Origin of the sequence: Amphibacillus jilinensis Y1 (assembly GCF_000306965.1) — a bacterium.
GTDB lineage: Bacteria > Bacillota > Bacilli > Bacillales > Amphibacillaceae > Amphibacillus_C > Amphibacillus_C jilinensis.
In genome coordinates this window covers 474,102-493,600 of record NZ_JH976434.1, presented here as the reverse complement: position 1 = coordinate 493,600, position 19,499 = coordinate 474,102, and the positions used below count along the sequence as shown (strand labels likewise).

Here is a 19,499-nt window from a genome sequence, read left to right as displayed (position 1 = left end):
GTAAAGAGCCTGGGACAAAAGAGTAACAAGATAAGAAAAATCCGAACATTAATGTCTGATACATATAGCGCTTGGGTAAAACACTTCGCTTTCCGTGGGCACGGCTTCGGCTAACTGTGTGAAGAAATACACTTCACACAGTGGATCCTCAGCCCGTGCTATTCCCACAGGAGTCTACGTGTTTTTCCTGCGCTTTGTTCAGAATGTTCGGATACGCCATTTCATTATTTAGTTATGTCTCACCCTCTTTATCACAGTTAACCGCTCGTAAAACGCACACTGATTGAAGGTTCGTTTTATCTTTTCATGTGCATATTAAATTTATATTTATCTGCACGATAAGCACTCTTTACATATTCAATCGGTGTATCCTCTTGATCTGTTAGATAAGAAGTTCTTTGCATAAGAAGAATGGGGTCTCCTTTTTTAATATTTAAATATTTTATCTCATCTTTATTAGCTAAAGCAGCTTCAATGGTTTGTAGGCCATGGACAATTTTAAGTTTAAGTTGATTTTCGATATAGTCATAGAACGATTGAGTTACCTGCGCTTTATCAATTTCCCCAACAAATTTTTTAGGTGTATAGATGGTTTCAAGGGCAATTGGCTCATCATCTGCAAGACGTAAGCGTTTTATTTCGTAAATAAAATCACCAGCAGCAAGGTTAAGTTTATTGTTAATCAAAGGTGTGGTGTTGATCAATTGAATACTAATCAATTGATTAGAAGGCATATGATGGCGTTTTTTCATATCTTCACTGAAGCTTGTTAATCCGGATAGATCTTGCTCGAATTTTTGATCTGCTATAAAAGTTCCTCGGCCCTTTTGTCGGTAAAGTAATCCTTCATTAACCATATTGTTAATCGCTTGTCGCACTGTCATCCGACTAATATTGTAGGCCTCAGCATATTCTCTTTCAGACGGCAATACATCTCCAGGTTGAAGCTCTTCTAATTGTATTTTTTTCTTAATGATCTCTTCTAATTGATAATAAATTGGAATTGGAGAATTTTTATTAATCACCTTGTGTCCCCCTTCTTCGCCAGTCAGTACAGTCCTAATTTTACCAAAAATATATGGGGTTGTATATGCTGAGCATGTTGATCGTTTAGTTCCTAAAGTTAAAATTCGACAAAACCATCTTGTTTCCTGCAAGATGTTATAAAATCACTTTTATTTCCCGGGAAATAAAAGTGATTTTATTATAAACGAAGCTATAGATTAAATAGATTTACTGAAAATTAACTTATCTTGTGCTAAAATTCCATATTCATAAATGGGGGTTGGATACTGATTGAAGAAGTCCTTTTCTATATCAATCAATCGAAACCCTATTTTTTGATAAAAGGCAATATTAGCGATGCTTGAATTAGCTGTACACACAATGATATGATCATAGCCTATATCTCGATAATAGTGTTCAGCTTGACTGATGATTTGTTTGCCTAATCCTTTGTTGCGGTAAGCCTCTTTTAAGGCAATATTTTTTAATTCAAGCGTATTATTGCTGAGAAAAGTAAATAATACGACACCGACAACAGAATCTGCTTTCTTAATACTAAATAATTCACCTTGCTCTATGTATGAAAGGACGATCTCTTTACTTTCATCTGCTAACATTAAAAGTTCAAGGAAGTCATGGCGCTCTTTGCTATCAACTTGGAAAAGCTTAAGTGTAGTCATTTACTCTCCCCCTATGGCAATTTGTTTAAAGAAAGTGTATCATATTCCTTGAGAAGATTGGCGATTTTGAACGAAAATAGATAAAAAAAGGAAAGATAGTAAATGCGAAGGATAGGAATTATTAGTGTGCAAGTAGCAATTATTCATATTTTTTTATTTTTGGCAATCGGATTAAAAGCGATAGTGCCTATTCCATTACCGACTTCAATTGTGGGGCTTTTGTTGTTGTTTTCTGCCTTGTTCTTTAATGTGATTAAATTGGAATGGGTTGAGCAAGGCGGACGATGGTTGATGGCTGAGCTCTTACTTTTTTTTATTCCGTCAGCAGTTGGTATTGTTAATTATGATGAATTAGCAGGTGTTCAAGGATTAGTTATTGTTTTAGTTATTGCAATAAGTACGATAATCGTCGTCGGTATCACCGGGTTGATTGTTGATCGATTTGAGGTGAAGCAACAGTGAATATTTTATTGGTCACACTCTTAACTTGTGGTTTGTATGTGTTAACGAAAAAATTAGCTAAGCGCTACCCGATCCTCTTATTTCATCCATTAATTTTTACGCCAGCCCTTATTATTATCACGATAAGTCTAATTGGCATCTCTCCACAGACATTTGATGAAGGCGCAGTTGTTTTAACCCATATGCTAGGGCCAGCAACGATTGCTTTTGCTATTCCAGTGTACAAACATGTGGAGGTTTTAAGGAAATATGTAGCCCTTATATTACTCGGTGTTATTAGTGGATCGACTGTCGCCATCTTGTCTACTTTTTTATTAGGTTTATTGTTTGGTTTGGATTATCATTTATTAATTAGTTTGTTACCTCGATCAATTACAACACCACTTGCTATGGAAGTGTCTGCAGAAATCGGTGGTATTCCTGCACTAACGATCGTGTTTGTTATTATTACTGGAATTTTTGGTGCACTTATTGGTCCGATGGTATTTAAGGTGTTAAAGATTAAATCACCAATGGCTAAAGGGTTAGCGTTGGGGATGGGGGCTCATGCCGTAGGGACTAATCGTACCCTTGAATATGGAGAAGAAGCAACAACATTCTCAACCTTAGCGATGATCTTTGCTGGGATCATCACTATATTACTGGGTTTATCAGTGCTGCCCTTATTAGTTGGATTACTATAAATTGTTATCTGGTTTTAAGCTATATTTATAATAGGTCAAACGCTCGCTAGAAAAGAGAGAGTAGAGTTCAGCTATATAGGCGGGCGTTAATGGCTACTAATGTCCTGATTCATTCAACGACCCATTAGTGGAGGAAGAAAGAAAGTGACCGCTGATTGAAGGTTCGTTTTATTTGGAAATGTTTATTCGAGGAGTTAAGTTATATGACAAAACTTGCAAGACGATTGTATGTCGCGATCATTGTTGTTTCATTTCTAATACCGGTGTTTTTCTTTGGTTATCTTTTTTCATTAGCACGACTAAATACAACAACTTTGTCGGTGCTTTTTGCAGAGGAGCCTATCTTTGTTGTGATGATGCTAATTAGTGGGATTAGTGTCTGGTGGGGCTATTTATTTTATTATATTAAAGAGGAAGAACGAATTCGTAATGGTAAGGCGGGGCGTCTTTTAATATTGATGTGCATTAGTCAATTGTTTGTTGGAAACATTTTTATGGCTAGTCTAGCTATATTAACAAAAGTAAAGCTCCCTGTCGGTAAAACACCGAGGAAGCTAGAATGGAAGACATTTATTCTGCCTGGTTTATTTATCTTTTTGTCTGCTTTATCCGGAATAACACTGTGGCAGATTAGTTTTTAAGAAACATGGGTTCATTCATGAACCCATGTTTCTACGCGTTTAATAAACGTTTCAACCTGGTGATTAAAGTTCGCTTGGTCTGAACATTTTTTTAGTTTTTTTTCTATTGTATTTTCAATGTCTAGTACGTCTGCCAACCCTCTGATGCCATCTTGAATGTGATATTTGTATTGTACGGTTAAACTAGCGATTTGTTCGTGATACTTTTCATCTGTACCAGGAGCAATTGTCGTTTGGTAAAGGTCAATAATTTCATCACCATGTCGAGAGGGTTGATACTCATGTGGTGCTGTACTATCAAAGATAGCCGTGTTAAGTTCGCGAATGATAATCATATCCAAGCTATCAGGATCAAATCCACAATGATAGCATTCTACCGTAAACCGTCGCTCCTCAGCTTCAGCTACAACTTTTTTCAACAATGTTGACTTGCCTGAACCTGCTCTCCCTTTAATTAAATAACGCTTATTCACTTGTTCTGTTAATTGATCGATATAATCGACGACACCAGTAGCTGTTGAAGCGCCAAGGAAGCGATGGTATACGGTAGGCGACGCCTTATTACTCATCTCGTGATCAAATAGTTTTCCGATTAATTGTTGAGTAACATGGTCAGCCTTACGAAAGTCTATCGCATCAATGAAAATTTGCTCTAATTGATCATGAATATCTAAACCAATAGCGAAACTTTGATGAACGGCGTTCACTTTTTCTTGCTGCTGTCTGTATAATTGTTGAATGTCAGCTCGATCATTTGCACATGATTTTTCATCAACTTTACCGCTTAAGTCCACAATATGTTCAATTAAGCCAACGGCAATAGGCGTATAGTGCGGATATGCGCGTCGATCAATGATTGCACAGCGTCTACGTCTATTAATGACGCCAGTAAAATAGGATCGATCGAGACAATTTAATAATAATTCAATTTGTTCTCCTTTTGCTCGCCACTTTTCGAAAAAATGCCGGATGCAATGTGAGCGTTCATGCTTGGTTGCGCCTTCGATAAGAAAGATATAATCAATCCCAGCCAGATTACTTGCTAATAAATCTCGATAACCTTTGGCAGTATGTGTACCTGCAAAGTAAATCAGTTGCTCCATGGTTCCACCTCCGTCAATTCACACCATCTTATGTATATGAAAGAAATCAATTGATATGCCTATCCCATGCATTTAAGGAACACGTTTATCATAAAAAACGTCCGTAAAACCCCCATCTCAAAATAGAGAGTAAAGTAAATCTAATTAATTTGAGGCGAACGGACGCTAATGTCCTGATTCACTCGGGGCAACAGGATGTTGGTCACACAAGCGTTTTCGCAGGACGCGAAGACGTTAGCTTGTGTTCCTCAGTTGGTGGGTAAGATCGTAGACTAAGACCGCCACGTCCTTAAAAAGGATTACAGACTAAGACCGGCCACGTCTGCATGACCTGCCTCCTGTAGCTCTCCCTCCAATTATTGAAGGTTCATTGATGTGCTTTTGATTTTTTTCTTACAGAGAAACAAGGAAAACTCAAATTAGTCTTCAAAAATCTGAAAAAAGCTCGACATTTATTTTGGATTAATGATAGACAGCACCTATCTTTGCTCCTTTCTTTTAAAAAAACTGACCAAAAATAAAATAAAGACCTGTTGTTATGGAAGCGGCAATTAAAGCAGGCCGCAATTTAAAATTGGCATAGTCCATAACGGTCAAGCCCAATATATTAGCAAGTGTATTGGTATCATCACTTAAAGGTGAGGCGAAAGCGCCAAAAGATCCACTTGCAAAAACGGTACCTACAATTAAAGGCAAAGATACACCAGCAGAAGCGGCCAGTGAGATACCAAGCGGCATAAGAATCCCCCATGTCCCCCAAGCCGAACCGATAAAATAGGAAATGGCTGCACCAAAAATGAATAGAAGGGGAGCAATCAGCGAATCAGGAATCCAATCTGTATATGAGGTAACAAATTCTGAAAAACCTAAATCACTCGTTACTGAAGACAGTCCCCATACAATTGATAACAATACGATGACGTTCATTAATTCATTTCCACCTTCAATGAAATGGGTAACGAGATCCCCAAGTTTAAACCGTTGAATTAAATAGAAACAGGTTGTTAATAAAAAGGTCATCATTAAGCCAACGATCATTGCTTCTAAAACGTCAGCGTTTATAAAAGCTTCAAAAATACCATACCCTTGACTAGCCCCGTCCCACCAAGTTAAAAAAATGGTTAAACTAATCACAAGGATAATTGGGACAAATAAATTCAATGGTTTACTAGGGATCGGCCCCATGTCTTGAGGGCATTGCTGCACTTCACCTTTCACATGGTCACGAGATTCTGATCGAATTTTTTTATGGTGAAAGAAACTTAAATAAAAACCAAGCAGTATAATGACAATTGCAAAAAAATTGAATGGAATACTTTGAATGAAAAGTTGGTAAGGATCGATTTCAATACCACTAGATTCAGTGGCTACTTGAATAACAGATACCATATAGCCGACAAATGCTGTAGCAACTGGAATAAGAACAATTACTGGTGTAGCGGTTGTTTCAATCACAAATCCTAACTCTTTTGTTGACATGTTAACTTTTTTTAAAAGTGCCTTCATAATGGGGGCAATTGTAACAAATCGAAAGGTAGGTGCACTAAATGTACCAATGGTCGATATATAAGTTAAAATCAATGCTTCACGTTTCGTTGAAATACGCTCGGATGCCTTGACAACGAACCCATTTATCCCCCCGGTAAATTTGATCATCCCAATCATCCCAGAAAAGACATATAGAAATAAAATGATTTTAATGTTATTTTCATCGATTAGTGCTTGGACAAGATAAGTAATCATTGCTTGCATGCCTTGGATAGGATGAGGAGCAACAAGAAAAGACCCTGCCAATAATCCCGCAATCAGTCCGGGTAATACTTGCCGGGTATAAATCGCAATTGGAATAACGAGTAGAAAGGGAATTAGAGCCGTCCAATTATTAACCATTAACGTCATCCTTTCAATTAAAGTCAATCAATTTATTCTGTGTCTATTTAAATGAATTTATCCGGTCAATTGATAAATATTAAAATAATGGGATATGCTCTAAGTAAAGAAAAAGGTTGTTCATGGTAAATGTGAAAAATCTGAAAATCAAGGGTTCAAACGGGGTGGTAATGGTGGAATTGCAATTAATTGAAGTATACATATTGAATCAGAAAGTTGCCCATTTTGTAGCAGCGTTAGATGCTTTTCAAATCGTTTCGCAGTGGCAATATCGTGTTTCGGATCAAGAACAAGTATTTAAACTCTTAATTGAAAAGCAGTATGCTGAGGGGATTTTGGATTTTCTTGAGACAAAAGCGAATGATGACAATCAAATACAGGCATTACTTTTCAATGTATCGACATACCTTCCTCACATGGATGAAGATCAAGTAGAGGAGAGGGAAGTCAAGGCAGAAACAGAAATGGCAAGGGCTAGTCGTCATGAACTCTACCATGTGGTCGAAGCTTCAAGTCATTTCACGATAAATTTCCGTTGGATGCTCGTTTTATCTTCTGTTGTTGCTACAGCTGGGATTGTCAAAGATAGTTCAGCAGTTGTTATTGGAGCAATGGTAATTGCACCGTTAATTGGTCCTTTTATTTCACTGGCTTTTTCAACATTGTTGGGTGATTATAAGCTAATGCAACGTTCGTCCGGAACATCGTTAATTGGTTTATTTGTCCCACTATTAATAGCGATTGCATTTGGTTTCTTTTTTAATGTTCCGATTAATAGTGATGAGTTTCTTGCACGTACAGATGTCGGTATGATGGATATTATCTTGGCATTAGCAGCAGGAGCTGCAGGTGCCTTATCTTTTGTAAAGCGCGTGTCAGAAGCATTAGTTGGGGTGATGGTGTCGGTTGCATTACTACCACCTACTGTCGTATTAGGAATGAGTTTGGGAGCGGGTGAATGGGGGATAGCATTGACACCCCTGTTGCTTGTATTGGTCAATGTTCATGCTATTTTGTTATCGGCAATTAGTGTATTTTGGTTAACAGGGATCAAACCAATCAATTGGCAAGATGTGCAAGCTGCGCATACATCTCGGGCTATTGCCCTTGTATTTGTTAGTGTAATCATTGTGTTGTTGGCTGTGATTATTTACTTTAGTTTATAATCCGAATGCGTTCTTTATAAAGTATGATGAGTCTGAGAAACCGGTAAAAAGATAAAATAATACATAAACACCTTTACATGTTATAACATGTTGTGATAATATGTATTCATAAATTGAAATGGAGGCATAACAATGACAACTTCTAAGCAAGATATTACACAGTTTTTGAATTATTTAGGTGATACATGGACTAAAGTGATAGAAAGTGAAGGCGAGTCGATCAATCAAGCATCAGAATTGATTTTCCAAAGCTGCAAAAATGATGGTCGTTTTTATGTGTTTGGTTCTGGTCATTCGCATATGGTAGCAGAAGAGATTTATATCAGGGCAGGTGGTCTTGCCTATGTGAAAGGTATCTTACCACCAGAATTAATGCTCCACCAAATGCCAAATAAAAGTACGTATATGGAGCGGTTAGACGGTTACGCCAAAAATATGCTATCGCTTTATAAGGTTGAAGCTAAAGATACCCTGATGGTTGTTTCAAATTCAGGGAGAAATAACATCCCCGTTGAAATGTGCCTAGAAGCGAAGAAGATAGGGGCAAAGGTGATAGCGTTAACCTCTATGGAGCATTCTCAATCCGTATCTTCTCGTCATAAGTCAGGAAAAAATATTTATGAAATTGCAGATGTTACGATCGATAGTCATGCACCTAAAGGGGATGCTGCTTACCACATAGAAGGTGTGGAAGCTGATTTAGGTCCAACATCTGATTTTACAGGAATAGGAATTGCACAATCTATTATCATTGGAGTCGTTTCACGTTTAAGAGACGCTGGGTTAGATATTCCAGTATTTAAGAGTTCTAATTTAGACGGAGCCGATGAGTATAATGATAGATTGTTTCATCAATACTATGGATATTGGAAGTAAGTCAAAGTGAGTTTTCTGTCTTTTCTAGTGTTATAATAATAACAAGTTATGACAGATAGAAAGGATCGTTATTATGACAAGTAAAGTTACGAAGTATGAAATAGTAAGAAATTATATTTTGAGTCAAATTAAAGCAGGCATTTATCAGCCTCACCAAATGATTGAATCAGAAGCAGAATTAGCTGATCATCTTGCGGTATCAAGAATTACAGTTAGACGTGGGATTGAAGAGCTTGTTAATGAAAAAATACTCTCCAAGAAAAAAGGGGTAGGAACTTTCGTTAATCCTTTACCTAAGTTTTTTGGGTTTAAAGCAGGAATTGGCTTTTCGTCAGAAGTTAGAAGTCGAGGGATGAAGCCTTCAACGAAGTTATTAAAGTTAGAAAAGGTAAAGGCAAATGAAACACAAGCCAAAGACATGAAAATTGCTGTTGGAGAAGAGATGTGGTTAGTAGAAAGAATTCGATATGCAGACGACGTAGCTGTTTCATATGAGATAGAGTACTTTGATGTTCAAATTGTTAAGGAACTAAACATAGAAATTTGTGAAAAATCTATATACGAGCATCTAAGTAAGCAAGGTATTGAATATGAATTTGTAGATCAAAAAATTAGTGCAACTTTAGCTAATTCTAGAATGGGTGACTTTTTAAATGTTGAAGAAGGATCACCGCTTATTGATACAAAAAATATTGCTTGTTTAGAGAATGGAAAACCATTTAATATAGGCTATGCACTCTATCAAACTGAAAGTTTTTACTTAGTGCATACAGTTTATAAATAAAAGGCGTAACGTTCTCTAAATGCTCTTCTCTTAAATTTCTTTCTGAAGCATAAAACGAACCTGCAATCAGTGGGTGCTTTACGGACGTTATCTGTGATAAAAAAAGTAAGATGAGAGGGAGATAGAGATGAAAGCTTTTTTACTATGTAATGATCGGCAAGATAAAATGTTTCCGTTTGATAAACACTATCAAGTAAATAGTCTTCCCCTTTTAAATAAGGAAATGATTTTTTGGCAAATTGAGCAATTATTAGAATCCGGTATCTCAGAATCGGATATTTATGTATTTTTAAACTATAAAGCAGATCAAACAAGACGTTTGTTGAAGAAATATAAAAACATTCAACAGATTGAATCCAGTATAAGTTTAGACAGCTTTTTAAGAACAAATAATGAAACATTTGAAGAAGGGGTCATTATCCAGAAGGGTAATTATCTTATAACATCGAATGATATAACTTCTCTGATGGCGTCTGAAGCGGCTTCAAGTGTTCTATTGACGCATAAAAAACAAGAAAGCATTGATATGATTGGCGCGCAAGTAGAGAATAATCAGGTTGTTAAATTTTTAGCTCATGCAAGAGACCATTATGTGACTGCTGAAGTGTCTGGAGCTTACAAGTTGGATAAACGGGCTCTAGACTCTATTGCATATGCTAATTATGGTTTTAACCATCGTGTAACAGGTTCAATGATTCCTAATCGATTATTTTTAGAAAATGGATTGAATGACTATTTGGAAGAAGGGAATAGGATTCAAGCTATATTTGCTCAAGATAAAGTACACCATTTGCAGTTTCCATGGGATATTTTACATGTAAATAGTGATTATCTTGAAAAATATGCTGAAGAACTCCAAGAAACAACTATCGGGGATCATTCATTTATCTCTGAAGAAGCAACGATAAATGGACATGTTACCTTAGGTGAACATTCTTTCATAGGTAAAAATGTTACCATTAATGGGAATGTGATTGTAGGGAATAACGTGAAAATTGATACTGGTGCGATCATAAACGGTCCAGTACTGATAGGGGATCACTCTTATGTTAAGGACTATGCTAAAGTTGAATCAAATACGGTGATTGGTGATGAAAACAGAATTGGACATAATGCTGAAATTGAAGGTGTGACAATGAGAGGTATTTCTGCCATCCATTACAGTGAAATGTATGGAGTGATTGGCCAATATGTGGATGTTGCGGCGGCATGTGTTTGTGGGATTTTGCGATTTAATGATACAAGTAAAACACACAGAATAAATGGAAGAAGTTACTCAGATAAATATGCTAATGCAGTATTTATTGGTGATTATACGCGGACAGGGGTAAACAATGTTTTCTTTCCAGGAGTGAAAGTCGGAAGTGAATGTGCACTTTATCCAGGGTTAAATATTGAAAAAGATGTATCCCATGAAACGCTGCTAATAAAAAAAGAAGAGCATATTGAAAAAGAGTGGGGAAATAAAAAATACGGTTGGTGACCATGCAATGAGATGGTGGTGTACAATAAAGTCTGTAAAGCGGAACATATCTCACCTGCGAATCTAAACGAATGGTTTATAATAAATCGAAAATTAGATTTACACTGTGTAGATCATGAAGCCCTCCCCGCGAAAAGCGAATCCATTGCTTATCGGAATGAAATAACGTTTAAATGTATGAGGTCGCGTGCGACACAACCATGCAGAAGTAAAGGCAACAGTAGCGTTTTCATACTGTTGCCTTTTTTATTTCTCCCTCTCTTTGTTACCCTGAAGTTGTCGAGACAATAGAAAAGAGAGGGGATATGAGTGCAACGTCATTTTATCATAGAATTATTGGGAATTAAAGACAAGCATGTAGACGTATGGGGTGTAACCGAAGAATCTAGGAGCTTGATTGTGGAACTCTATACAAAGCAAAAACAACAAAAATGTCCTTTCTGTAAGGAGAAAACAAACCGAGTGCATAGTTATAGAAGACAGGAGATTCAAGGTCCAGTCCTTTCTAATAAAGATGTGAAGATATCATTAAAAAAGCGAAGATATTTGTGTCCTAATTGTAGCCGTCCTTTTTATGAACGATTACAAATGGCGGATTATTATCAACGTTGGACAAATGCTTTGAAAACAACAGCATTAGCATACACGGTCTTCCATTCTTTTCGTAGTGCAGCTCGCTTGGTAGGGATGACAACGAACCTTCCCTTTCGATTATTTGACCATCAGAAGTTAAAAAGGCTCTCGTTTGAAATAGCACATAGCAGAGGAAATATGCGAGACTCCTACGGAAAAGGGGCGACCGAGACCCCACAGCGGTCTTTGCGAGGAGGCTTGGGCGCTCGTCCGCGGAAAGCGAGTATATTTCCCTCTGCGGCTTAGCAATAGCACTACTTTATGGGAAAAGAGCTTTTAACAAAGATGAATGGTGGAGTGAACATTACACCACCACATTTGACAGAGAACCACTTTTTAAAATAACCGTCCGTAAAACACCCGCTTGATTAAGATTTGTATTATTAACGATATAAATAAACATTATATCTCATGTAAAATAAATGTTATGATTTGGTAAAAATAGCATATTGGTGCATTTTTTGTGATACATTGTGGATGTAATCGCAGAAATCTTTATGAGGAGGTTTATCCGCATGCATCCAGTTGAATTGACAGCTGTGTCTAAATTTTATGACAAAACAACTAGTGTACTGGAACATATTGATTTAACCATTGAAGAAGGTGAATTTTTTGTTTTGGTTGGCCCATCAGGATCTGGGAAAAGCACTTTGTTACGAATGATTGCTGGACTGGAGAGTATTACAGGTGGGGAATTGAGGCTCAATGGTAACATTGTTAATCATTTGCCTCCGAAGGATCGCCACTTATCAATGGTTTTTCAAAACTATGCCCTATATCCTCATTTGACTGTTAAGCAAAATATTCTTTTCGGTCTTCATGCTAAAAAGGTGAAAAAAGCTGAACAAGAACGGAGGCTCTATGAGACAGTGGAGATGATGGGGTTAACCGATTTGCTTGATCGTAAACCGAAGCAATTATCAGGCGGTCAACGACAGCGGGTAGCGCTGGCAAGGTCTGTCGTTAGTCAAGCGCCGTTATGTCTGATGGATGAGCCTCTGTCTAACTTAGACGCCAAATTAAGAGCACATATGCGTGTTGAAATTCGTAGGCTTCAGAAAAAATTAGGACTGACTATGATATATGTGACGCATGATCAAGTTGAGGCGATGACGATGGGCGATCGGATTATGGTAATGAATGATGGGACTATCCAACAAATTGGAGAGCCAATTGAACTCTACAATCAGCCTGCTAATCTATTTGTTGCGTCATTCATTGGCTCGCCAAAGATGAATTTTGGAGAAGCAATGATTGGCGACCAGCAACTCATGATTGAACAGACCCTTCAACTTTCATTGAACATGAGTGATATTCCACAGGTGATGCAGCGAGGGAATTTAATTGTAGGGATTAGACCAGAACACCTTAGTTATGCAAAGCCAGAAGAAGCAGATCTGTGGCTAGAAGTAATAAATATTGAACATTTAGGAAATGAAACCCTACTAACATTTGAAGTAGGAAGGGAATTGTGGACAGCTAAATGGCTTGGTCAATGGTTAATACGAGTTGGCGAACGTGTACCTTTGTCATTATCGATTAAACATTTTAGCTTTTTCAATCGTGATTCTGGCGCTCTCATTCAAGCACCTACAGTGAATCAACATTTGGAGGTCGTTGCGCTATGAATCAACTAGCGATCCCCATTAAACAATTAGAAGCGAATGACTTAGAACGCATAACTAAAAAACAAAAACGAATAAAAATGTTTAAAGGATTTACTTTTTTAGCGCCTTCAGTATTATTGTTCAGCCTGTTTTTGTTTTATCCTTTAGGACGTACGATTTATTTGAGTTTATTTTTAACGAACAGTAGTGGTATGCCAACAGTATTTGTAGGATTGGAAAATTATCAAAATATTTTTTCATCACCGATATTTTTGAAAAGCCTACAATCTACATTTCTATTTGTCCTATATACGGTGCCAGGTGCCATATTGGTTAGCTTATTTTTAGCGATTGTAGCTAATGAGAAATTGAAAGGTATTGGTTTTTTTCGGACGATGTATGCTTCGACGATGGGGATATCAACAGCAGCCGCTTCGGTGTTTTGGTTGTTCCTGTTTCACCCAACGATTGGCTGGCTCAATCAATTGTTAAATGCCTTCGGTTCCGCACCTATTGGCTGGTTAACCGATCCGGAATGGGCCTTAATATCTGTTGCTATTTCAACGATCTGGATGAATATTGGTTTTACCTTCCTGGTTTTATTAGGTGGTCTTCAATCGATTGATCACTATCTTTATGAAAGTGCTGATATTGATGGGGCTGGTTATTTGTATCAACTAAGACGTATTACCTTACCGATGTTGTCGCCAACCTTGTTCTTTGTTATTACCGTTACTTTTATTAATGCCTTTCAGACGTTTGGACAAATTGATATGTTAACACGTGGTGGTCCCCAAAACGAAACCTATTTAATGGTTTATTCCATTTATCAAGAAGCATTTATGAATTATCAATTTGGAACAGCTAGTGCACAAGCCATTATTTTGTTTGTCCTCATCTTAGTGTTAACTGTTATTCAGTTTAAATTAGGTGAAAGGAAGGTGCATTATCAATGACTGTCCCCCTTCATCATAAAGTCGTTTTTTATACATTACTAACGTTATCAGCTTTGCTCGTTTTTGCACCAACTTTTATTGCGTTCATGATGAGCTTCATGTCGAACCAAGAAATCATGACTGGGCAAATTATTCCACGTTCATTAACATTCGATAATTACGTGCAAGTCTTTCAGCGTTTTCCATTAGTGCAATACTTACTTAATAGTTTAATCGTCTCTTTGCTGATCATGATCGGTCAATTAGCCATCTCTAGTTTGGCTGCTTATGCGTTTGTTTTCATTAATTTCAAGGGACGCGATTTAATCTTTTTTATCTTTATAGCAACGATGATGGTGCCATTTGAAGCATCAATCATTCCAAACTTTCATACCATTAGAGATCTAAATTGGATTGACAGCTATCCAGGTCTGTCGGTACCATTCTTCGCCATGGCATTTGGCACATTTTTACTTAGACAGCATTTTAAGCAGATCCCAAAAGAATTGAAGGAAGCTAGCGAAATTTCAGGTATTGGTGATTTTAAATTTTATTTAACAGTCGTTTTACCTGTTGCAAAGTCGAGTCTAGTTACGCTGGGTGTTTATGGCTTTTTAACATCATGGAATATGTATCTTTGGCCACTTTTAGCAACAACTGATGATCGCTTTCGAACAGTGCAAATTGGATTGAGGCAATTGCAAACGCAAGAACAATTAAATGAATGGGGCGTAATTATGGCAGGTGCTGTAATTGTCGTGATTCCAACTTTAGTTTTGCTATTTATCGGGCAGAAAAAGTTGCAACAAGGTCTGACAGAAGGTGCTTTAAAATAAATGATCAAGTATATGCTTTATTCAATTAAATAAGAAAAAATAAGGAGGGTCTTTTTATGAAGAAGGTATGGTTGATATGCTTTGCATTAATGTTATTTCTAGTGGGTTGCCAAACGAATGAAACAAATCAAGAGGTTGAAGCGCAAGATGACGCATCCAATAAGGCAGAAGAAAGCTCTGATGAAGGTGGAGATGAAGCACCTGTTGAAGTCGTATTTTGGCATGCGATGGGTGGTGCTTTACAGGATGCATTAGATCAAATTGTTGACCAATATAATCAGAGCCAAGACGAGGTGTTCGTAAAGGCTGAATATCAAGGTACTTATGATGAAGCACTGACAAAGTTTAATAGCATTGCTGGAACTGACAGTGCGCCGACGATGATGCAAGTGTTTGAAATTGGGACAAAATCAATGATTAACAGTGGTGGAATTGAACCGATCCAAACGTTTGTTGATCAAGATGGTTATGATATGAATCATTTAGAGGAAAACATTATTAATTATTACCGGGTAGACGATCAATTTTATTCTATGCCATTTAATTCGTCCACACCTGTGATGTATTTCAATAAAGACGCGTTTGAAGCGGCTGGACTAGATCCTGATTCACCACCGACCACTTATCAAGAGGTAGAGGAAGTGAGCCGACAAATTGTTGCAAATAATCCTGATATGAAAGGCTTTGCTCTTCAAGCTTATGGTTGGCTGTACGAGCAACTGCTTGCTAATCAAGGCGCGCTTCTTATGAATAATGACAATGGTCGTTCTGAAACACCGACTGAAGTAGGTTTTACAGAAGAAGAGGGGAAATCAGTGTTCGCATGGGTTGAACAAATGATGGCTGATGAAACATTTGCAAACTACGGAACAAATGGTGATAATATGATTTCTGGCTTTTTTGCTGAAGATGTCGCTATGTTTATAGCCTCATCTGCCAATGTGCGTCAGGTGGTTGATGAAGCATCGTTTGAAGTAGGGGTCGCCTTTTTACCTTACCCGGAGGAAAAAGAACGTCATGGCGTGGTAATCGGTGGAGCAAGCCTATGGATGATGAATGGTCAACCAGAAGAAGAACAACAGGCTGCGTGGGATTTTATGAAATATTTGCAAACACCAGAAGTACAAGCTGAATGGCATGTAGGTACTGGCTATTTTGCGATTAACCCAGCTGCTTATCAAGAGCAAGTTGTTCTTGATGCTTATGAAGCTATGCCACAATTAAAGGTGACAGTGGATCAACTTCAATCAACTACCTCGTCATTTGCGACTGAGGGTGCACTGATGGACATGATTCCAGAGGCGCGTCGTATTACAGAGACTGCGCTGGAAACCGTTTATAATGATGGAGACATTGATCAAGCTTATCAAACAATGGTTGAACAAATAAATGGTGCGATTGATCAAGCCAATCGTGCGAGAGGAGAATAACAAGGTGCGCTTAACATTGACTCATTAATTGAGGCGTTAGCATAGAAACGGAAAAGAACAACACCAAAATTGTTAGCCACTAAGCATAAGGTGAAAAATAGTGACTGAAGGAGTGAGGCCGAATGGTAGATGTATATGGTCATCGTGGTAGTAAAGGTTTATACCCTGAAAACACAATGTTAAGTATGCGCCAAGCCATTTATGAAGGTGTTGATGGGGTGGAGTTAGATGTCCATTTAACGAAAGATGATCAACTTATTGTGATACATGACGAAACGTTAGAGCGGACCATTAATGCCCAAGGTTTCGTTAATCATTATAACTGGTCAGAACTCAAAAAAATGACACTCTCTTCAATTTATCAAACGTACACTAACTATGATCCTTCTTGGGATTTAGAGCGGATTCCATTACTTAGTGAGGTATTAGATTTAGTCGTACAAAAGCGTATCAAAGTAAACATTGAACTAAAAACTGCTTTCAATCAATATGATGGTATTGAGCAAAAGCTAATTGATTGTGTTCAAGGTTACATGAATCGGATTGAAGTCACCTACTCCTCTTTTCATTTACCTACCTTAACGCGTCTAAAGGCAATCGACCCTGAGGCTACTATTGCTTGGTTGATTCACCAACCGATACCACAGGTTATGGATTATTATCTAAGCTACAATATGACTTATTTGCATATTGAAGCTTCATTACTAAAGGATCGTTATTTTTTAAACCAGCTTGATTTAACACGCGTGAGAGCTTGGACGGTTAATGATGAGGAAACATTGACGTTATTATTTAAGCTTGGAATTGATGGTATTATTACTGATTTTCCTAGCCGGGCACTTGAGATAAAAAAACGATGGGCTCAGAATACAGCTTTACCTTATATGCGTGAAGGGTAATTCTCCCCATTAGTTTTGGTGATATTAACGATCCATTTAGCAAGAAACATTTATATGATTAGCCTTCAGTAGTGGGAAAGTAACCTTACTGAAGGCTTTTTACTACAGATTACCCTTACTAATCTTCGGGGATACTCAACGACCAATTCAGCTGCAAACGCCCACTCATTGAATATTCGTTTTATATTAAGAAAAATATGATTTTAATCCTATTATTTCAACCATGCTTTCATACCCTTCTCACAGATTTAATGTTTGGTCAAGATCAGGTGTTTTTATTTGATTTTTAGCTATTAGTAAATCAACGAGCTGTACAGATGTATAACTTTAATAAAATCGGGTAAACAGTAGTTAAACAGACAAATGAGGAGTGATTAGCAAATGGAAAAGAAAAAAATTCAACCTGCACAGCACCAAGACAGACAGCCAGGTATAGAAGCCGATATGAATCCGTTACCGATATATGACAACAGTCGATACCAAGGAAGTTACAAATTAAAGGATAAAGTAGCCTTGATTACCGGTGGTGATAGTGGTATTGGTAGGGCAGTTAGCTTATATTTTGCCAAAGAAGGTGCAGATATTGCGATCGTTTATTTGGATGAGCATCAAGATGCGGAACAGACGAAGGCACTGGTTGAGGAACAAGGGCAGCGCTGTTTATTAATAAGTGGTGATGTAGGGGATTCAAGTTTTTGTACAAAGGCGGTTCAACAAACAATTAGCTCTTTTGGTCACTTGAATATTCTTGTTAACAACGCAGCAGTTCAGTATCCACAAGAAGATTTCTTAGCTATTAGCGATCAACAACTAGAGACGACGTTTAAAACAAATATCTTTTCATACTTTTACATGACACGGGCAGCATTACCTTACTTAAATGAAGGGAGTGCGATTATTAATAGTACATCAATCACTGCATATGCTGGAAATCCAAGTTTAATTGACTATTCAAGTACAAAAGGTGCAATTACATCGTTCACACGATCATTAGCCTCATCGCTAATAGAGAAAAAAATCCGCGTTAATGGCGTTGCTCCAGGACCAATATGGACACCGCTAATCCCAGCATCATTTGATGCAGAAAAGGTGAGTGAGTTTGGTTCGGATAATCCATTAGGAAGACCTGGTCAGCCTTATGAACTGGCCCCTGCCTATGTTTACTTAGCAAGTGAAGATGCAAGTTATGTATCAGGGCAAGTGATTCACGTCAATGGTGGTGTGATTGTCAACGGATAATAAAAGTAATAATGTAAATATAAACACGCTTCAAATTGAGGGTTCGTTTTATTGGTGAATCTACTTTTCTTTTATGTCTGTCCACCTGGTTATGGTATAATTAAATAACCGAAATGTGGAAAGATAGACAATAGAGGAAGGTGATAGCAATGAAGAAGATCGCAGTATTAACATCAGGTGGCGATTCACAAGGAATGAATAGCGCTATTCGCGCAGTCGTTCGCACGGGTTTAGCTAATGGCTTTGACATGTTTGGAGTAAGAAGAGGTTTCAAAGGATTGATGGACAATGACTTTATTAAGTTGGGTTCAAAAGAGGTTAGTGATATTCTATATCGAGGAGGCACCTTTTTACAATCCGCACGATCAGAAGCTTTTAAAACGCCAGAGGGACAAGCTAAAGCAATAGAACATTTAAAAAATAAGGGTATTGATTACGTAGTGGTGATCGGTGGAGATGGTAGCTATCGAGGCGCACAGGCATTACAACGTCAAGGAATAAAAACGTATGGTCTTCCAGGAACTATAGATAATGATATCCCATTAACTGACTATACCATTGGTTTTGATACGACTTTAAATGTCGTGACAGATGCGATCGGTAACTTGCGTGACACAATGAGTAGTCATGAACGCGTTAGTGTGATAGAGGCGATGGGGCGTAACTGTGGTGATATAGCATTGCAAGCTGGCATTGCAAGTGGTGTTGATGCGATTATCATTCCAGAAGTTGAAGCAGATATAAACAAAATAGCAACAGACCTTAAAGCTGGGTTTGACCGTGGAAAGTCACATAGCATAGTAGTTGTAGCGGAGGGAGCAGGAAAAGCCGAAGATATCGCGAAGGAAATTAAATCGTTATCTGGGCTTGATACACGTCCAACCGTACTTGGTCATATTCAACGAGGAGGCACACCAAGTGTTTTCGACCGTGTCTTCACTAGCCGAATGGGGCATGAAGTGATCGATTTAATTAAACAAGACATTGTTGGCGTAGCACTTGGTATTGAAAGTAATAAAATTACCTATCATACCTTCGACGAAATTTTTGCGACTGAAAATAAAATTAATGATCATCTCTATCAAGTTTTTCAAGATCTCATTTGATACTAAGCACTGCCGCTTTTTAACATTGTGGCAGTGCTTGT

Annotated in this window: 19 protein-coding genes; 15 read left to right on the top strand and 4 right to left on the bottom strand. The window is 37.7% G+C overall.

Translation table 11 applies throughout. The features are described 5' to 3' along the window. Positions 1-296: 296 nt before the first annotated feature. Positions 297-1,025, bottom strand: coding sequence for a GntR family transcriptional regulator (locus B494_RS0102935; protein ID WP_017470870.1), 729 nt, complete (start codon positions 1,023-1,025; stop codon positions 297-299). 198 nt (positions 1,026-1,223) lie between these two features. After that, positions 1,224-1,685, bottom strand: a complete 462-nt coding sequence (locus B494_RS0102930; RefSeq protein ID WP_017470869.1) for a GNAT family N-acetyltransferase — start codon at positions 1,683-1,685, stop codon at positions 1,224-1,226. Between the two features lie 102 nt (positions 1,686-1,787). Here B494_RS0102930 and B494_RS0102925 point away from each other — a divergent pair, with 102 nt between their 5' ends. The 3 genes from B494_RS0102925 (at position 1,788) to B494_RS0102915 (ending at position 3,471) form a co-directional block, all read left to right on the top strand. Beyond that, complete coding sequence (locus tag B494_RS0102925; RefSeq protein WP_017470868.1) at positions 1,788-2,147, top strand: CidA/LrgA family protein; 360 nt, start codon at positions 1,788-1,790, stop codon at positions 2,145-2,147. Beyond that, positions 2,144-2,830: an LrgB family protein gene (locus B494_RS0102920; RefSeq protein ID WP_017470867.1), complete on the top strand. Its 687-nt coding sequence runs from the start codon at positions 2,144-2,146 to the stop codon at positions 2,828-2,830. Before B494_RS0102925 ends, B494_RS0102920 begins: the two co-directional genes overlap by 4 nt. Positions 2,831-3,033: 203 nt before the next feature. Continuing rightward, entirely contained in the window at positions 3,034-3,471 is a 438-nt protein-coding gene (locus B494_RS0102915; protein ID WP_017470866.1) for a hypothetical protein, read from the top strand. Between the two features lie 11 nt (positions 3,472-3,482). On the opposite strand, the gene B494_RS18870 is transcribed toward B494_RS0102915, so the two are convergent. Next, positions 3,483-4,574: a hypothetical protein gene (locus tag B494_RS18870; RefSeq protein WP_017470865.1), complete on the bottom strand. Its 1,092-nt coding sequence runs from the start codon at positions 4,572-4,574 to the stop codon at positions 3,483-3,485. 498 nt (positions 4,575-5,072) lie between these two features. Further along, on the bottom strand, positions 5,073-6,464 hold the full coding sequence (locus tag B494_RS0102905) for a Na+/H+ antiporter NhaC family protein (protein WP_017470864.1): 1,392 nt from the start codon (positions 6,462-6,464) through the stop codon (positions 5,073-5,075). A gap of 170 nt (positions 6,465-6,634) precedes the next feature. Between B494_RS0102905 and B494_RS0102900 the strand changes: the two genes are divergently transcribed. The 12 genes from B494_RS0102900 (at position 6,635) to pfkA (ending at position 19,458) form a co-directional block, all read left to right on the top strand. Continuing rightward, positions 6,635-7,630 (top strand): TIGR00341 family protein, encoded by a 996-nt coding sequence (locus tag B494_RS0102900; RefSeq protein WP_241211390.1) that lies wholly within the window; start codon positions 6,635-6,637, stop codon positions 7,628-7,630. Positions 7,631-7,762: 132 nt separating this feature from the next. Next, positions 7,763-8,506 carry an SIS domain-containing protein gene (locus tag B494_RS0102895; protein ID WP_017470862.1) on the top strand — a complete coding sequence of 248 codons (744 nt, stop codon included), beginning with the start codon at positions 7,763-7,765 and terminating at the stop codon, positions 8,504-8,506. A gap of 73 nt (positions 8,507-8,579) precedes the next feature. Continuing rightward, a complete protein-coding gene (locus B494_RS0102890; protein WP_017470861.1) occupies positions 8,580-9,290 on the top strand; it encodes a GntR family transcriptional regulator in 711 nt (236 codons plus the stop codon). 127 nt (positions 9,291-9,417) lie between these two features. Next, on the top strand, positions 9,418-10,773 hold the full coding sequence (locus B494_RS0102885) for a DapH/DapD/GlmU-related protein (protein ID WP_017470860.1): 1,356 nt from the start codon (positions 9,418-9,420) through the stop codon (positions 10,771-10,773). A 309-nt stretch (positions 10,774-11,082) separates the two neighbouring features. Further along, positions 11,083-11,652: a transposase family protein gene (locus B494_RS18865; RefSeq protein WP_017470859.1), complete on the top strand. Its 570-nt coding sequence runs from the start codon at positions 11,083-11,085 to the stop codon at positions 11,650-11,652. Between the two features lie 269 nt (positions 11,653-11,921). After that, on the top strand, positions 11,922-13,034 hold the full coding sequence (locus tag B494_RS0102875; RefSeq protein ID WP_017470858.1) for an ABC transporter ATP-binding protein: 1,113 nt from the start codon (positions 11,922-11,924) through the stop codon (positions 13,032-13,034). Further along, positions 13,031-13,969, top strand: a complete 939-nt coding sequence (locus B494_RS0102870) for a carbohydrate ABC transporter permease (RefSeq protein WP_017470857.1) — start codon at positions 13,031-13,033, stop codon at positions 13,967-13,969. The genes B494_RS0102875 and B494_RS0102870 overlap by 4 nt, the downstream gene beginning before the upstream one ends. After that, positions 13,966-14,784, top strand: coding sequence for a carbohydrate ABC transporter permease (locus B494_RS0102865; protein ID WP_017470856.1), 819 nt, complete (start codon positions 13,966-13,968; stop codon positions 14,782-14,784). The genes B494_RS0102870 and B494_RS0102865 overlap by 4 nt, the downstream gene beginning before the upstream one ends. A gap of 56 nt (positions 14,785-14,840) precedes the next feature. Then, positions 14,841-16,214 carry an ABC transporter substrate-binding protein gene (locus B494_RS0102860; RefSeq protein WP_017470855.1) on the top strand — a complete coding sequence of 458 codons (1,374 nt, stop codon included), beginning with the start codon at positions 14,841-14,843 and terminating at the stop codon, positions 16,212-16,214. A gap of 122 nt (positions 16,215-16,336) precedes the next feature. Beyond that, positions 16,337-17,113 (top strand): glycerophosphodiester phosphodiesterase, encoded by a 777-nt coding sequence (locus B494_RS0102855; RefSeq protein ID WP_017470854.1) that lies wholly within the window; start codon positions 16,337-16,339, stop codon positions 17,111-17,113. A gap of 381 nt (positions 17,114-17,494) precedes the next feature. Further along, positions 17,495-18,352, top strand: coding sequence for an SDR family oxidoreductase (locus B494_RS0102850; RefSeq protein WP_017470853.1), 858 nt, complete (start codon positions 17,495-17,497; stop codon positions 18,350-18,352). 149 nt (positions 18,353-18,501) lie between these two features. Then, positions 18,502-19,458, top strand: coding sequence for a 6-phosphofructokinase (gene pfkA / locus B494_RS0102845; protein WP_017470852.1), 957 nt, complete (start codon positions 18,502-18,504; stop codon positions 19,456-19,458). The last annotated feature ends 41 nt before the right edge of the window (positions 19,459-19,499 follow it).

Coding starts and splice junctions, on each gene's coding strand:
- B494_RS0102850 (WP_017470853.1), top strand. CDS start 17,495: ATGGAAAAGAAAAAAATTCAACCTGCACAGCACCAAGACAGACAGCCA.
- B494_RS0102875 (WP_017470858.1), top strand. CDS start 11,922: ATGCATCCAGTTGAATTGACAGCTGTGTCTAAATTTTATGACAAAACA.
- B494_RS0102930 (WP_017470869.1), bottom strand. CDS start 1,685: ATGACTACACTTAAGCTTTTCCAAGTTGATAGCAAAGAGCGCCATGAC.
- pfkA (WP_017470852.1), top strand. CDS start 18,502: ATGAAGAAGATCGCAGTATTAACATCAGGTGGCGATTCACAAGGAATG.
- B494_RS0102900 (WP_241211390.1), top strand. CDS start 6,635: ATGGTGGAATTGCAATTAATTGAAGTATACATATTGAATCAGAAAGTT.
- B494_RS0102885 (WP_017470860.1), top strand. CDS start 9,418: ATGAAAGCTTTTTTACTATGTAATGATCGGCAAGATAAAATGTTTCCG.
- B494_RS18870 (WP_017470865.1), bottom strand. CDS start 4,574: ATGGAGCAACTGATTTACTTTGCAGGTACACATACTGCCAAAGGTTAT.
- B494_RS0102860 (WP_017470855.1), top strand. CDS start 14,841: ATGAAGAAGGTATGGTTGATATGCTTTGCATTAATGTTATTTCTAGTG.
- B494_RS0102870 (WP_017470857.1), top strand. CDS start 13,031: ATGAATCAACTAGCGATCCCCATTAAACAATTAGAAGCGAATGACTTA.
- B494_RS0102925 (WP_017470868.1), top strand. CDS start 1,788: ATGCGAAGGATAGGAATTATTAGTGTGCAAGTAGCAATTATTCATATT.
- B494_RS0102855 (WP_017470854.1), top strand. CDS start 16,337: ATGGTAGATGTATATGGTCATCGTGGTAGTAAAGGTTTATACCCTGAA.
- B494_RS0102905 (WP_017470864.1), bottom strand. CDS start 6,464: ATGGTTAATAATTGGACGGCTCTAATTCCCTTTCTACTCGTTATTCCA.
- B494_RS0102890 (WP_017470861.1), top strand. CDS start 8,580: ATGACAAGTAAAGTTACGAAGTATGAAATAGTAAGAAATTATATTTTG.
- B494_RS0102915 (WP_017470866.1), top strand. CDS start 3,034: ATGACAAAACTTGCAAGACGATTGTATGTCGCGATCATTGTTGTTTCA.
- B494_RS0102895 (WP_017470862.1), top strand. CDS start 7,763: ATGACAACTTCTAAGCAAGATATTACACAGTTTTTGAATTATTTAGGT.
- B494_RS0102865 (WP_017470856.1), top strand. CDS start 13,966: ATGACTGTCCCCCTTCATCATAAAGTCGTTTTTTATACATTACTAACG.